Annotated in this window: 17 protein-coding genes; 9 read left to right on the forward strand and 8 right to left on the reverse strand. The window is 70.8% G+C overall.

The window, feature by feature from the left end:
- The 7 genes from PKF00_RS31995 to cseB form a co-directional block, all read right to left on the reverse strand.
- Entirely contained in the window at window positions 1-708 is a 708-nt protein-coding gene (locus PKF00_RS31995) for an RraA family protein (protein ID WP_271221425.1), read from the reverse strand.
- A 99-nt stretch (window positions 709-807) separates the two neighbouring features.
- The gene (locus PKF00_RS32000; RefSeq protein ID WP_271221426.1) at window positions 808-1,449 is read right to left on the reverse strand and encodes an MBL fold metallo-hydrolase; all 642 of its coding nucleotides are present in this window, start codon (window positions 1,447-1,449) and stop codon (window positions 808-810) included.
- A gap of 93 nt (window positions 1,450-1,542) precedes the next feature.
- A complete protein-coding gene (locus tag PKF00_RS32005) occupies window positions 1,543-2,628 on the reverse strand; it encodes a transglycosylase SLT domain-containing protein (protein WP_271221427.1) in 1,086 nt (361 codons plus the stop codon).
- 2 nt (window positions 2,629-2,630) lie between these two features.
- Window positions 2,631-2,921, reverse strand: a complete 291-nt coding sequence (locus tag PKF00_RS32010; RefSeq protein ID WP_271221428.1) for a hypothetical protein — start codon at window positions 2,919-2,921, stop codon at window positions 2,631-2,633.
- Window positions 2,922-3,281: 360 nt separating this feature from the next.
- Entirely contained in the window at window positions 3,282-3,851 is a 570-nt protein-coding gene (locus PKF00_RS32015; RefSeq protein ID WP_271221429.1) for a hypothetical protein, read from the reverse strand.
- Between the two features lie 385 nt (window positions 3,852-4,236).
- Complete coding sequence (locus tag PKF00_RS32020) at window positions 4,237-5,487, reverse strand: ATP-binding protein (protein WP_271221430.1); 1,251 nt, start codon at window positions 5,485-5,487, stop codon at window positions 4,237-4,239.
- A 1-nt stretch (window position 5,488) separates the two neighbouring features.
- Complete coding sequence (cseB, locus tag PKF00_RS32025) at window positions 5,489-6,205, reverse strand: two-component system response regulator CseB (protein ID WP_271221431.1); 717 nt, start codon at window positions 6,203-6,205, stop codon at window positions 5,489-5,491.
- A 427-nt stretch (window positions 6,206-6,632) separates the two neighbouring features.
- Here cseB and PKF00_RS32030 point away from each other — a divergent pair, with 427 nt between their 5' ends.
- The 6 genes from PKF00_RS32030 (at window position 6,633) to PKF00_RS32055 (ending at window position 11,726) form a co-directional block, all read left to right on the forward strand.
- Entirely contained in the window at window positions 6,633-6,788 is a 156-nt protein-coding gene (locus PKF00_RS32030; RefSeq protein ID WP_271221432.1) for a hypothetical protein, read from the forward strand.
- Between the two features lie 88 nt (window positions 6,789-6,876).
- Window positions 6,877-7,050 carry a hypothetical protein gene (locus PKF00_RS32035; RefSeq protein WP_271221433.1) on the forward strand — a complete coding sequence of 58 codons (174 nt, stop codon included), beginning with the start codon at window positions 6,877-6,879 and terminating at the stop codon, window positions 7,048-7,050.
- A gap of 101 nt (window positions 7,051-7,151) precedes the next feature.
- On the forward strand, window positions 7,152-9,239 hold the full coding sequence (locus PKF00_RS32040) for a PatA/PatG family cyanobactin maturation protease (RefSeq protein WP_271221434.1): 2,088 nt from the start codon (window positions 7,152-7,154) through the stop codon (window positions 9,237-9,239).
- Window positions 9,240-9,422: 183 nt separating this feature from the next.
- Window positions 9,423-9,659: a hypothetical protein gene (locus tag PKF00_RS32045; RefSeq protein WP_271221435.1), complete on the forward strand. Its 237-nt coding sequence runs from the start codon at window positions 9,423-9,425 to the stop codon at window positions 9,657-9,659.
- A 39-nt stretch (window positions 9,660-9,698) separates the two neighbouring features.
- Window positions 9,699-10,679: a S8 family serine peptidase gene (locus tag PKF00_RS32050; protein ID WP_271221436.1), complete on the forward strand. Its 981-nt coding sequence runs from the start codon at window positions 9,699-9,701 to the stop codon at window positions 10,677-10,679.
- A 543-nt stretch (window positions 10,680-11,222) separates the two neighbouring features.
- Window positions 11,223-11,726, forward strand: a complete 504-nt coding sequence (locus PKF00_RS32055) for a hypothetical protein (RefSeq protein ID WP_271221437.1) — start codon at window positions 11,223-11,225, stop codon at window positions 11,724-11,726.
- Here PKF00_RS32055 and PKF00_RS32060 read toward each other — a convergent pair.
- Window positions 11,720-11,884 (reverse strand): hypothetical protein, encoded by a 165-nt coding sequence (locus PKF00_RS32060; protein WP_271221438.1) that lies wholly within the window; start codon window positions 11,882-11,884, stop codon window positions 11,720-11,722. The genes PKF00_RS32055 and PKF00_RS32060 overlap by 7 nt on opposite strands.
- A gap of 9 nt (window positions 11,885-11,893) precedes the next feature.
- Between PKF00_RS32060 and PKF00_RS32065 the strand changes: the two genes are divergently transcribed.
- From PKF00_RS32065 to PKF00_RS32075, 3 genes are all read left to right on the forward strand, one after another.
- On the forward strand, window positions 11,894-12,415 hold the full coding sequence (locus PKF00_RS32065) for a MarR family winged helix-turn-helix transcriptional regulator (RefSeq protein WP_271221439.1): 522 nt from the start codon (window positions 11,894-11,896) through the stop codon (window positions 12,413-12,415).
- Between the two features lie 94 nt (window positions 12,416-12,509).
- Window positions 12,510-12,971 carry a hypothetical protein gene (locus PKF00_RS32070; protein ID WP_271221440.1) on the forward strand — a complete coding sequence of 154 codons (462 nt, stop codon included), beginning with the start codon at window positions 12,510-12,512 and terminating at the stop codon, window positions 12,969-12,971.
- The gene (locus tag PKF00_RS32075; RefSeq protein WP_271221441.1) at window positions 12,938-13,891 is read left to right on the forward strand and encodes an NmrA family NAD(P)-binding protein; all 954 of its coding nucleotides are present in this window, start codon (window positions 12,938-12,940) and stop codon (window positions 13,889-13,891) included. The genes PKF00_RS32070 and PKF00_RS32075 overlap by 34 nt, the downstream gene beginning before the upstream one ends.
- Window positions 13,892-13,953: the final 62 nt, after the last annotated feature.

Below are 13,953 nucleotides of genomic sequence, written 5' to 3' on the forward strand. Positions count from 1 at the left end.
TCACTCCTCGATGGCTCCGCCGACGGCTCGCAGGTGGTCGCGGAAGGTCAGGGAGGGCGTCTGCTCACGCTGGGCGAGGTAGGCGCCGAACCGCACCTGCTCGCGCAGGGAGACGCCCTCCCGGATCCGCTCGGCCTGACGACGCTCGGTGTCGCGGATCCCCTCCGCCAGGGTGAGGAGGTCCTCGGCGCCGTCTGAGGGCAGGAAGATCACGCCGTCGTCGTCGCCGAAGACCAGGTCGTCACGGCTGACCGTCCAGGCTCCGACGACGGCGGACTCCAGGGCGCCCTCGGGACGCTCGCCGAGGCGCAGGGGACCGGTGGGGATCGACCCCAGGCTGAAGACCGGCAGCCCGATCGCCCGGATGTCGGCGGTGTCACGGTGCAGTCCCCAGATCACCACGCCCTCCAGGCCCGCGGTCCGGGCCTCGAGGACCACGAGATCGCCGACGCAGCTCTCGTCGAGCCGCCCGCCGTTGTCGACCACCAGCACGTCGCCGGGCGCGGCCTTCTCGAACGCCTCCAGGAAGATGTCGACGCTGCCGACGTGCTGGGCGGGAGCCACGCGCCCGGCCAGGCGACCGCCGGGCGCCACGGCGAGGGTGGACGCGGGGGCGCAGCGCACCGGGACGCGGGCGCGGATGCAGGCGTCCGCCAGGTGGGCGGTCGTCAGCGTCGCGAACCGTCGCCGTAACTCCTTGGGATCCATGCCGTACCTCCTCGGCGTTCGGCCGATCACCACCCGGACGGATGACCGGCGGTCTGCCACGACAGTAGATCAGGAGAGGGCGTCGCGATACGGCGTCGCCTACGGAAGCGTGACGGACTCGCCCGTCTCCAGACGGCGGATCTCGGCCTTCTGTTTGTCGGCCTCCATCTCCAGCCACCTGTCGACGAGGCCGAGGCCGTTGTCGTTGAGCAGGCCGTCATGGGTGGAGTAGGCCCTGGCGGGGCGGACCTGGCGGAGATACTCGACCATCTCGGCGGCCCGCATCCACGGCGCGTTGGTCGGCACCAGCAGGGTGGGAACCTCCACGCCGGGCGGGGTGAAGGCGTCGCCGGGGTAGAAGACCTCCTCGTCGACGAGGAAGCCGACATTCCGCACGGTCGGCATGTCGGGGTGGTTCGGCGCGTGCCACTCGCCGACGACCCGCACCTCGAAGCCCGCCGTGCCGAAGGCGTCGCCGTGCCGTACGACCTGGATCTTCGCCGGGACGTCGGTCAGCGTGGCGGCCACGCCCTCGTTGGTCCAGATCTCCAGCGACGGGTTGGCCTCCGCGGCCCTGCGCAGCCGGTCGGGTTCCACGTGGTCGAAGTGCTCATGGGTGATGAGGACGGCGTGCGCGTCGGCGAGCGCGGCCTCCTCGCTGAACACCCCCGGGTCGATCACCAGGATCGAGTCGTTCTTCACAAGGCGGACGCACGCGTGCCCGAACTTCGTCAACTCCATCGTCCCAGCCTAGTCCCGTGACCGGGACCGCCCACCGGGGCCGGACGGGACCGTGCCACCGCTCGCCGTACCGGCGCCGAACGGTGGTGGGCGTCAGTAGCCGACGTAGCCGCTGCCGGTCTTGCTGCCGACGACGCCGGGCACGTTCGAGACCGAGCCGTAGCGGCTGATGGCGTAGCGGACCCCCGCGATGATGTTGTCGACGGGGTTGTAGATGTCGCCGTGCCCGGGCAGCTTGTGACTGTTGAAGGTCGGGTCGATGGTCTGCATCAGGCCCTTCGACGGGTGTCCCGCCGCCGCGTTCGAGTCCCAGAGGTTGATCGCGTGCGGGTTGCCGCCCGACTCGTGCTGGATGATCATCGCGATGTCACTGGGGTTCATCTTCTCCGTCGGATACCCCTGCGCCCTCAGGATCTCCAGCGCCTGGTCGATCCACTCCTTCAGCCGGCCGGTCGGCGCGGGGCCGCCGCCGGGCGGGGGAGGCCCGCTCGCCCCGTAACCGCCGAAGCCGCCTCCGGGCGCGCCGCCGTTCGAGGTCCTGTCCGTCACGGGGTGGGGCCGGTAGCCGACGGTCCGCTGCCAGTCGACGGTACGGCCGTCGCCGGGCACGAACGTCTGGTCGCCGGGCGCGGCGATGTCGGCGAAGGTGATCGACCTTTCGCCCATGTGCTTCTTGAGGTCGGCGAGCGCCTGGGTCACGGCCTTGTCCGCGGCGTCCACGTGGGGGCGGGCGTCGGTGACGGCCGCGTTCACCAGGGAGGTGATGTGCGGCTGGAGATCCTTCTCCTCCGCCTTGGGGTTCTGCGAGCGGTAGAGGGCCACGTCGTCGAGAAGGGTGGAGCAGATGCCGCCGACCTTCGACTCGGCGTCGCGCAGCACCCCGGCCGCCGTGTCGAGGGAGTTGGCGCAGTTGGCCAGCGCGTCGTGGAGGGCGTCCGCGGCGCGGCCGTACTTGCGCATGTAGACGCCGAAGGCGTCCGCCGACTGGCCCTGCCAGGCCTCGTCGACCGTGTCGACCGCGGTGCCGAGAAGCCCGGCGTGGTCGACGATCTTCCCGGCGGTGCCGCGCCAGCGGGTGGCGACGGCGCTGACGGCGCTCGCGTCGCCGTTCACCTTGTTCGCGAGGTCGAAGAGCGCGCCGCCGCCGGGCAGCTTGGAGATTTCCTCGGGAGCGCCCACGGTCACCCGCCCCCGGCGGTGTTGGCCGCACGGACGTTGTCCTGGACGTCGTTCAGGGCGCGCTCGACGCCGTCGAGTTTGCCGGTGACGTTCGCGAGCTCGTCGTCGACCGTCTTCTCGATCCCGTCGACGGCCGTGGCGAGCGCCGAGGCGTCGGTCAGCCTGCCGAACATGGTCGAGTCGGTCCCCTTGGCGGGGTACGGTTCGCCCAGCTCGCCGAACTTCCCGACCAGTTTCCTGGTGGTCGTACGGCACTGCTCGAGCGCGTCGTAGTTGTAGTCGATCCCCGCCACCCCGTCGACTCCTCCCGTTCCGGCACAAAGTCGAGCAACGTTGATCATAGGGGAGGAGAGGAAACGGCTCCGGAAAGATCAGTGATTTTGCAGGTGTTTCTGGTGGATTGACCGCTCTGGCCTACTGGCAGGGCCCTCTCGCGATCCCCTCGCGCGGGGCGAGGACGCCTGTCCGCCGGTGGGCCGGAAGGCGCCGGGGGCGACGCGCCCCGGCGCGGGCACTGTCGCCGGGGCGCGTCGCGGAGGGGGGGTGCCCTGTGGACCGCGCACAGGGAGGGGGCGCCCTGTGCGGCCGCAGGGGGAGGGACCCTGTGAGCTCAGCGGAGGGTCTCAGCCCTCGAACGGCTCACGGGGAGGACGTCAGCCCTCGAAGGTGACCGTGGAGTACCGGTAGGTCGTGTTGCCGTTCTCGTCACCGGAGTGCGAGCGGCCGGTCATGACCTGGCCGGGGGCCGCCTCCCAGTAGTGGTGGCTCTCCTTGTAGGTCCCGGTCCACCTGGAGGAGGTGAGGCGCACCTGCTTGCCCTGCCAGTACAGCGCGGCGGTGCGGTACTTCGTGTAGCCGTTCTCGTCCCCCGTGTGCCACCTGCCGGTCAGGACCTGGTTGGCCGGGGCGACGAAGATCGACTTGTTCTCCCGCTGGCCGGTGTCCCAGTCTCCGGGCGACACCTGGACCTGCTGGTCGTTGATGTAGATCGCGCTGCAGTAGTACGTGGTCTTGCCGTTCTCGTCCCCGCTGTGCGACCGGCCGGTCAGCACCTGGTTGGTCGGGCAGTTGAACTGGACGTTCATCCCCTCCCACACGTTCTGGCTGTAGGCGTACTCGACCCTGATCGTCACCGCCGCCGTGGACTCCGCCGCCGCGGGAGCCGCGGCCAGGCCGGTCAGGGCGGCCGCCGCCAGGGCGGCGGTCAGAGTCTTCTTGTACACGTTCATCTCCTCCGCTTTCCTTTCTGACTTCGTTCGGTGTGCGTCGAGAGCGCGTGCGCCGACGACTCACGCCATCCCTGAAATCTGAGGTTTCGGCGTATGACCGGTGGCGTGCTTGTCCCGCCCCTCATATCGTCTGCATGCGCTGGGAAAAGGCCGCTGCAGGGGATGATGATCACATGGTGGCCGTCGCCCGGCTGCGGGGTCGTCCCCCTGCCGGATGAGCGCGGATCCGCTCCTGGAATTACTCCCGGCGCTTTGATGGGGGATTCTGGCAATGACGAACAACCCCATAAGGGCATTTATCTAAAGATGGATATACAGGGCCGCATGAAGAAGGCGGAAATGCCCAGGAGTGTCGACACCGGACCCGAGTCGGCCTGCGTCAGCCCCGCCGGGCGCTTCGGGGAAGGCTGAGAACGGCGACCGCGCCGCCCTCCGGGGCGTTGGCGAGCGTCAGCTCGGCGCCGATGACCCCGGCCTGACCGAGGGCGATGGCCAGGCCGAGACCGTGCCCCCGGCCGCGCTCGGCCGCTCCGGTGCGGAACCGCTGCGGCCCGTGGGTCAGCAGCTCGTCGGGGAAGCCGGGGCCGTGATCCCGTACGACGACGGTCGTCCCGTCCACGAGGACCTCCACCGGAGGGCGTCCGTGCCGGTGGGCGTTGATGACGAGGTTGGCGACGATCCGGTCGAGACGGCGCGGGTCGGTCTCCGCGACCGGCGCGCCGATCACCGTCACCGTGGCCTGGAGCCCCGTCCGCCGTACGGACTCCTCGACGACCTCGCCGAGCGGCACCGGCACGCGGTCGGCCCGTTCGGCGCCCGCGTCGAGGCGGGAGATCTCCAGCAGGTTCTCCACCAGGATCCGCAGCACCCGCACCCGATCACGTACCAGGTCGGTGACCTCGCCGTCCGGGAGCAGCTCGGCCGCGGTCATCAGGCCCATCACCGGGGTGCGCAGCTCGTGGGCGACGTCGGCGGTGAAACGCTGCTCGCTGAGGAGCCACCGCTGCAGCGAGCCGGCCATCGAGTCGACCGCCGCGGAGATCTCGGCGATCTCGTCCCCTTCTCGGCCGTCCGCGCCGATCCTGGCGTCCAGGTCGCCCTCGGCGATGCGGCGCGCCGTGCGGGCGACCCGGCGCAGCCGCCGGTTGGGCAGTTCGGCGACCAGGGCGGCCAGTGGGACGGCGACCGCGAGGGCCGCCAACGCGACCATGACGATGTGCCGGTCGAGCGCCTGGAGACTGCGCCGCTCCGGCCCCATCGACACCTGCACGACCAGCGGCTCGCCGTCGACGACCCGCCCCGCCCACATCCACGGCTCTTCGGGCTTCCGGTCGTCGTACCAGAAGAAGGTGTCTCCCTCCCACATCGGCCTCAGCATCGACGCGGGGACCTCTTCGAGGTCGGAGAGATCCTTCATGCTGCCGTTCTTGCGGTACGCGGCGGCCGCGTCGTCGAGCTCCCGGAAGGCGTCCTGCTGGCCGGTGGTGAGCGACCATTCGTACGTCACCCGGTGGGCGAGCACCCCGACCGCCGCCGTGACCACGCACGCCACGGCGGCGGTCAGCGCGGCGATCTTCCAGCGCAGGGACCGCCAGTTCAGCAGGCGGCGCACCGGGGAGAGAAGGCTCATCTCATCGCAGCAGCTTGTAGCCGAAACCGCGGACCGTCTCGATCCGGTCGGTGCCGATCTTCTTGCGCAGCCGTTGCACGCACAGGTCGACGACCCGGCTGTCGCCGTCCCAGCCGTAGTCCCAGACGTTGCGCAGCAGCGTCTGCCGGTCGAGCACGATCCCCGGGTTGACGGCGAACTCCAGCAGCAGCCGCAGCTCGGTGGGCGCGAGCGCGACCGGCTCTCCGGCTCGGCACACCTCGAGGCCCTGCGGGTCGATGCTCAGATCCCCGAAGACCAGGCGGGCGTCGGCCGGCTCCGGAGACCGTTCGGCCGGGGGAGCGGGCGGAGTGAAGGCCGCACGGCGCAGCAGCGAGCGGATCCGCGCCACCAGCACCGCCGTGTCGACGGGCTTCACGACGTAGTCGTCGGCGCCCGCCTCCAGCCCCGAGACCACGTCGAGCGAGTCGCCCCTGGCCGACATCATCAGGATCGGCACGACGCTCGACTCCCGCACCCTCCGGCACAGCCCGATGCCGTCCAGCGCGGGCAGCATCACGTCGAGCACCAGCAGGTCGTGCCGCCCGTCGCGGAAGAGCTCCAGCCCGGTCAGGCCGTCGCCGGCCGCGGACACCGCGTAGCCGTACCGCTCCAGGGTCATCGCGACCGTCTTACGGATCACCTCGTCGTCCTCGACGAGGAGGAGCGAGGGTGGACCCCCGCCGCCCGAAACAGACATATCTTCCCAAACTAGGTGTACGGCTCGCTGGCGACACTACAACAACCCGCCGCGCCCATCCTGCGGCCGCGATGTCTCCACGACGGCTTGGGCGTGTATCAGCCGTGTATCAGCGATCGCGAGTCTCCGGCGGTGCCGGATCCCCTTGGGCGGCCCGGCCGGTCGCGCGGCCGCCGCCTCTGCCGTGCCTCTTCTGCGCCTCTGTCGTGCCTCTGCCGACCCTCGGCGACTCGCGCTCTGGCGTCGCCTTCCGGCGGACAGGCCCGGCGCCCGGCCCACCATTCCGACGCGCTGGCTACTCGGCCCACATCCTGCCCCCGGAGTCACATTACTGTCCGTGATTAGTAGCTCTCTGTAGCGTAATGACTACGTAAAGTGATGTCAGAATGTGGGGGCGGAAGCAGTTCCCATCTGCAAAGGAGATCACATGAGCACCTCCAGCACCACGCCGCGCCTGTCCGCTCCGGTCGAGCGGAGCGTCACCGGAGCCCCGGCGAGCGACGCCGCAGGCGTCACCCCGTCGTTCATGATCCTGGGGAGCACCTTCTCGGGCCTCCCCTTCGCCGGTGAGGGCGACGAGTAGCACGTCCCGGTGGGCCTGTCGGGACAAGTGGACGTTCCGGCAGGCCCGGGCGAGCGGAAACCGTTTCTAACAGCAAAGGAGCATCGCCATGCCAGGCAACTCGCCGCAGTTGTCCGCTCCGGTTCAGCGGACGGTCGCCGGAGCCTCGGCGAGCGACGTCGCGGGCGTCGCCCCGTCGTGGTTGGAGCCCTTCCGTGGTTCCGCCGGCCATTTCATCAACCTGGTCCCCGGCGCCCCCTTCGCCGGTGAGGGCGACGAGTAACGAGCCCTCCCGAGGTGAGCGCCGACGCCCCACGTCGGCGCTCACCGACGGCCACGAGAGTCCGACACACGAGCGCATCGGTTCTGGCAGGAGACTGTTGCATGGGTGAGTTGTCAGCGATCCCTGGTCTGGCGGGGCTGTGGCGCCTGACCACCGGCGACGGCCGGATCACGGTGGCCGTCGTCGACGGCGCGGTCGACACCGGCCACCCGGCGTTGGCCGGAGCCGACATCACGCGCGTGCAGGGCGCCGGAGCCGCCGCGGACGTCACGGGCGAGAAGAAGGCTCACGGCACGGCCGTGGCCGGCGTGCTGTTCGGCCGGCACGACGGCCCTGTTCCCGGCGTGGCCCCCGGATGCCGGGGAGTGAGCGTGCCCGCCTTCTGCGACCGACGGCCGCGGACCTCACAGCTGGACCTGGCGCGCGCCGTCGAGGCGGCGGCCGACGCCGGCGCGCACGTGATCAACATCAGTGGCGGACAGCTCGCCGCCGCCGAAGAGGCCGAGGACGTGCTGTCCCGGGCGATCCGCCGGTGCGTGGAAGGCAACGTGCTGGTGGTCGCGGCGGCGGGAAACGACGGCTGCCTGTGCGACCACGTGCCCGCCGCCCTGCCCGGCGTGCTCGCGGTGGGCGCCTGCGACGACGCCGGGCGTCCGCTGCCCTCCAGCAACTGGGGGCGCGACAGCAGTCGTCACGGCCTGCTGGCGCCCGGACACGAGGTGCCGGTGGCGGCGCCCGGCGGCGGCGTGACCCGGCTGAGCGGCACCAGCCTGGCCGCGCCGATCGTGTCCGGAGTGGCCGCGCTGCTGCTGAGCCTGCAGCTCCACCGGGGCGCGCGCCCCGACCCGCTGGCCGTCGGCAGGGTGCTGCTCGAGACGGCCGACCCCTGCGATCTCGGCGAGGCCGAGGCGTGCACGCGTTATCTGACCGGGAAACTCAACATCACGAAAGCGGTGAAAGCTGTGACCACGAATCCGATCGACGCGCCCACGGGCGCTTCTGGTCAGGAGCTGGTTGTCCTCTCCAGCGACGTCCCGTCGCCCCTGGCCGGGCACGGGCAGCCGCGATGCGACTGCGCCCCCACCCCTGTCGGCGCGCTCGCCACGGCGCCGACCTCCGCCTCTCCGTCCGTGTCCGCTCCGTCCGTGTCCGCTCAGTCCATGTCCGCTCAGTCCGTGTTCGCTCAGCCGGTCGGGCACTCGGTCGGCCTGTCCGCGCCGGTCGACGCTCCCGCCCTCACCCCGGTCGCCACCCTGGCCGCGCCCGCTCCGTCCCCCACCACGGCCGGGGTGACGCTCTCGGCGGACGACGAGGGGCAGCCCGCCCCGCAGCGGCTGATCTACGCGTTGGGCACGCTCGGCTACGACTTCGGCACCGAGGCGCGCCGTGACACCTTCAAGCAGCTCATGCCGCCCGTCGAGGTCGACGGGGTGAGCGTGCCCGCCAACCCCTACGACCCGCGGCAGATGGTCGCCTACCTCACCGAGAACCCCTCCGAGGCCCGCGCGCTGATCTGGACGCTCAACCTCGACCTCACCCCGATCTACGCCATCGAGGCCGTGGGCGGCTACGCGCCGGGGGTGTACGAGCGGCTGGTGGAGTTCCTCGGCCGCCAGCTGGAGGCCGAGGACAGCGAGACCTTCGTCGACCGCGTCTCGGTCCCCGGCAGGCAGCCGGGCCGCACCACCCGGCTGTTCTCCGGGCAGGTCGTCCCGACGGTGGAGGTCGACATCACCCGAGGCCTGTACGGCTGGTCGGTGACCAGCCTGGCCCACGCCGTCGTCGACCCCTGCCCGCCGCCCAGGACCAGCGTCGCCGCGGGCGGCGGCAGGGACAACGACCGCGACAGGATCAGTGAGGCGGTCGCCGACTTCCTCGCCCGCATCTACTACGACCTGCGCAACTTCGGCGCGACCTCCCGCGACCGGGCGCTGAACTTCGCCGCCACCAACGCCGTCCAGGCCCGTGAGACGCTGTCCCAGGCGCTGGGCCGTGGCATGGCGCTGCAGAACATCGACGTGGAGAAGAGCCCCTACGCTCGCCCCGACAGCGACTGCTGGGACGTCAAGCTGCGCTTCTTCGACCCCGAGAACGGCCGCCGCGCCAAGCGCGTCTACCGCTTCACCATCGACGTCAAGGACGTCATGCCGGTCAGCATCGGCGAGGTCCGCAGCTGGCCGGAGAACTGACCGAGGTCTGAGGGGCGTCGCAGCCGGAGCGGGCGTGCGGCGACCCGGCTGTGCCGCTCCTCGGACCGATCGAACCCCTGGACCTCAGACCGATCGAACCCCTGGACCTCAGACCGATCGAACCCCTGGACCTCAGACCGATCGAACCCCTGGACCTCGGACATCGAGAAAGGACTGGTCGCGGTGAGCACTTTTCCCCCGCAGGCGGCGCCGGTGCGCCGCCCCGAGCTGGTGCAGCCCCACACCACGGTGAGCCTGACACCCGCCACCCCGGAGCATCTGGCCCGGGTGCACGAGCTTCTCGCCTACGACACCAACTTCAACGAACGCCAGGCCTACACGCCGCCGACCTACCAGGAGGCCACGCTCTCGGCGCTGCCCACGCTCTCCGCGCTCTCCAGGCTGCCCGCAGCCTTCTGACCCGTTCCCCTCCGCGTACCGCACTCTGGAGCGCCGCCGATGCCCGACACCCCCACCACCTTCGTGGAAAGCCGTGACCGCGTCGAAGAAGTCGAAGAAGAGGAGAAGCCGGATGGTTCGCCGCCCCCGTCACCTCCTCGGCTGCCGGCTGAGGCGGTCGTCGGTGTCACCGACCTGTGGCGGCACACCCAGGGCGACCCTGCCGTCACCGTCGGCGTCTACGACGGGCCGCCCGACCTCACCCACCCCTGCCTGACCGGCGCCGACCTTCGCGGGCTCCCCGCCTGGTGGCTGCCGTCCACCCCGGTCGACCAGTACATGGTCGAGCACGGCACCTACACCGCCAGCGTGGTGTTCGGCCAGCCCGGCAGCGTCCTGCCCGGGCTGGCCCCCCGCTGCCGAGGCCTGTTCGTCCCCGACCCCTGCGACCACGTCACTTCTCCCGACCCGGTGCACGGGGCCCGGGCCGTCGACGAGCTCCTGGAGGCCGGGGCCGACATCATCCAGCTCGTGCCGGCCTACCCCAGCGCCTCCGGCGACGCCGACGACCGGATCAAGCGCGCCGTTCGGCGCGCGGTCGAGGCGGGAGTGCTGGTCACCGCCCCGGCGGGCAACGACTACGGCGAGTGCGGCATCGCCCCGGCACTCCTGCCCGGTGTGCTGGCCGTGGGCGCGCACCGCCTCGACGGCACCATGTACCAGTACAGCAACTGGGGGAAGTCCTACCACGGCCACGGCGTCACCGCTCCCGGCGGAGACGTGCTCGGCGCCTTGCCCGGCGGGGGCGTCAAGGCGCGCAAGGGCACCTGCGTGGCCGTCTCCATGGTCACCGGCGTCGCCGCCCTGCTGGTCAGCCTGCAACGCCACCTCGGCCGACCGGCCGACCCCCTGGCGGTGGGGGAGGCGCTCCTGCGCACCGCCCGCCCCTGCGCTCCCGACCAGTCCCACGGCCAGCCCGAACGCTGCCTGAACGGCTTCCTGGACCTGCCCGCCGCCACCCGGCTCATCCTGCGCCAGTGATCGGCCATGGCGGGCTCCGCCGTTCCGAGGCTGTGCGGCCGTGCCGTCCTGAGGAATGCCGTCCGGTGTGGTGATCGCGTTCCTTCACCGTGTTCGGGGGCGACGGCATTCCTCCACCCTGTTCGAGGAGCCACGTCGCTGTTTGGGGAGGCCGCGTCCCCCTCACTGTGTTCGCGGTGGCCGCGCTCCCTCGCTTCGTTCATGGACGTTCTTTCGCTGTGCTCGTGGGCGACGAACTCTTTCGCCGTGTTCGGGGCGACGGGACTTCTTCGTCGTGTTCGGGGCGGTCTTCCGGTGCGCCGGTACGACGAGTGGTGGCACGGGCCTGTTCGGCGCTGATCGGTGGCGCGCAACCCGGTGGGCATGAAGACGGCGCTTGCGCGATCGTCTATGGAGAACGGGAGAACGGGAGAACGGGAGAACGGGAGAACGGGAGAAGGGGCTGCGACCGCTTTTCCATTGACACAGCGGTCCTGCGCCAAATCTGTGCATCCCTGTGCATGTCAACCGGCTGATCAGGTGGGGGCGAAGGACACTGCTGTCATGAGCGGGCGTCATGAGGGTGCGGAACCGGAGCACGTGGAGTTCGCGGGCGCCGTGTACGGCTCGCTGCTGGCGGCCTCGGTGATCGTCGGCTCCACCGTGGAGGGCGGACCGCCCTCCTCGGCGGAGCTCACAACCCTGTTGATCTGCACGGGAGTGGTGTTCTGGATCACCCATGTCTACGCCCAGGTCGTGAGCCGCGGATACCCCGCCAAGCCTCTCGCATGGGGGAACCTGCGCGCGGTCGCCAAGGACGAGTGGCCGCTCGCGCAGGCCTCGATCCCGCCGGCCGTGGCCGCCGCCTTCGCCTCCGGGCTGGGCGGGTCCGACGCGGTCGCGGCCTGGACGGCGTTGGGGGTCGCGGTGGCGAGCCAGGTCGCCTGGGCCGTCACGGCCGCGGTCAAAACCCATTCGTCCAGGGGCGTGGTCGTCGTCTCCGGGGTCGTCAACCTCGTCCTCGGCCTGATCGTCGTCGCGCTCAAGGCCGTGATCGCCCCTCACTGACGCTGTGACCGGGAACGTTCGCCGGGTTGCCGCTCGTCGGTGAGGAACCGGTTCCCCCGCCACTCCCTGACCCGCCGTGGCGGCGTCTCGCGCGGAGTCGGCAGGGCGGCCGCCGCGGCGGTGCCGCGCAACTTGACCGGTAGATAGTTAGCTGCCATATTAGTTTCATGAGCGACGAGGAGTCGAACCTTGGCGCTGTTCCCACGCATGATCAGGCACGGCGGCAGATCGCACGGTACGGGCTTGACGCCGACCCGCAGGCGGTGCTTGTGGCGGTGCGCCTGATGGCCGCCGGGGCACAGCTGGACCGCGCGTCCGAAGTGCACTTCTCGCGTTTCGGGCTGTCGACCGGGCGCTACCGTCTCTTGACGGACCTCGAGGACAGCGACGGCGAGAAGGCGCCGTCACAGCTCGCGAAGAGCCTTGGCGTCTCGCGCGCCACGATTACCGGCCTGGTGAACGGGCTCGAGCGTGAGGGCCTCGTGGCCCGCCGCGCGTCCGTGGAGGACGGGCGGGGTGCGGTGGTCGTGCTTACGGCACGCGGTGCCCAACGGCTGCGTGACATGGCTGCGGATCACTTCGCGCGACTCCAGGAGTTGGTCGGCGGACTGGCCGTCGACGAACGCGGGCTGTTCCTGGACCTCCTGGAGAGGATCACACAGCGGATCGGCGCACTGACCGCCGAGTAGCGTCCGCGCCCCACGAGAAGCGGCCGCCTTGAACGGGCGGCAGGCTCTCTATGGCCAAGTAGTTAGCTCCCTAATCATCTTTTCGAGGAGTCGCGTGAGCCATACCCGCAAGACCGCCAAGCGCGGTTTCGCCGCACGCCCGTTCACACTCTGGAAGGAGGTCGCGGTCGCCTACCTGTCCCCCGCGCTCACAGCCGGGCTCGGCGGACTCCTCAGCGGACAACCCGAGCTGACCATGGCCGCCTTCACCTCCATCGGGGCCACGTCGGCCATGGTGGCCGCCGTCATCGGCGCGTGGCTGCATCGCCGGGGCCGGCCGCGCCGGTGGACGACGTCGGTGCCGCGACCGGTGCTCACCGTCGGATTCGGTGTCGTGGCCGCCGTGATCGCAGGCGTGGCCGGGTGGTTCGCGTCCAGCTGGCTGCCGTCGCACACATCGGTGCCCGATGCCTGGTGGCTGAAGCGGTTGCAGATCGACCTGCCGTTGTCGGTCGGCCTGGCCGCCACGATCGTCACCTGGCGGTGGCGCAGCAAGACCTCCCGGCAGCAGAGGTGACCCCGCCGATCTCCACCCGTTTCCCCGAACCCGCCAACCACGAGAGGCACACGATGATCACCATCATGGGCGCGACCGGCGCTACCGGCGGCGCGTTGCTCCGGCGACTGGCCGCACTGGACGTCCCCTGCCGCGCCGTCAGCCGTACTCCGGACACACTGCGCGCCGCGATCGGTGTGGAGACGCCGGTCGAGATCGTCGGCGCGGACGCCGCGGACCCCCGCGCGCTCCGCACCGCGTTCACCGGATCCACACAACTGTTCCTCGCCATGGCCAACAGCCCGCGCCAGGTCGAGCTGGAGATCAACGCGACAGACGCCGCGGCCGCGTGCGGGGTACGGCACGTCGTCAAACTCTCTGCCCCGGCGGCCGAACCCGACTCGCCGGTCGCCGTCTCGCGCGGGCACTGGCGGGTTGAGGCCCACCTCGCGGCGACCGGCATGGTGGCCACGGTGCTTCGGCCGTACGCGTTCATGCAGAAGCTGCTCCTGAACGCCCCAGCGGTCGCCGGGGGCGCGCTCATCGGGGCGATGCGCGACGCGCCCTGCAACTACGTCGACGTCCGGGACATCGCCGACGTCGCTGCGGCGACCCTCCTCCGTCCCGGCCTTGCCGGGGCCACGTACGCGCTGACCGGCCCGCAGGCCTTCAGCCATCCGGAACTCGCCCGCCTTCTCGGCGAGCTGACGGGCCGGCCCGTCAGCTACGTCGACCTGTCGCCGAACGATTTCCACAGCCATCTCGTCCGAACCGCGCACATGCCGGACTGGCTCGCGAGCCACGTCGTGGAGATCCAGCAACTGGCCGTCGAGCGTCCGGAGTCCCCCAACGACACCGTGGAGACCATCCTCGGCCGCCCCGCCCGGACCCTCGACGCCTTCGTCCGCGAGCATCTCTCCGTGTTCGCGACAACCACCTGACCGGCGACTCACCTCGACACCCCGGAAAAGGCCGGCCTGTCCACGAACGAGTGGCCGCAGGA

The sequence above is a fragment of the Streptosporangium carneum genome (assembly GCF_027922005.1).
GTDB lineage: Bacteria > Actinomycetota > Actinomycetes > Streptosporangiales > Streptosporangiaceae > Streptosporangium > Streptosporangium carneum.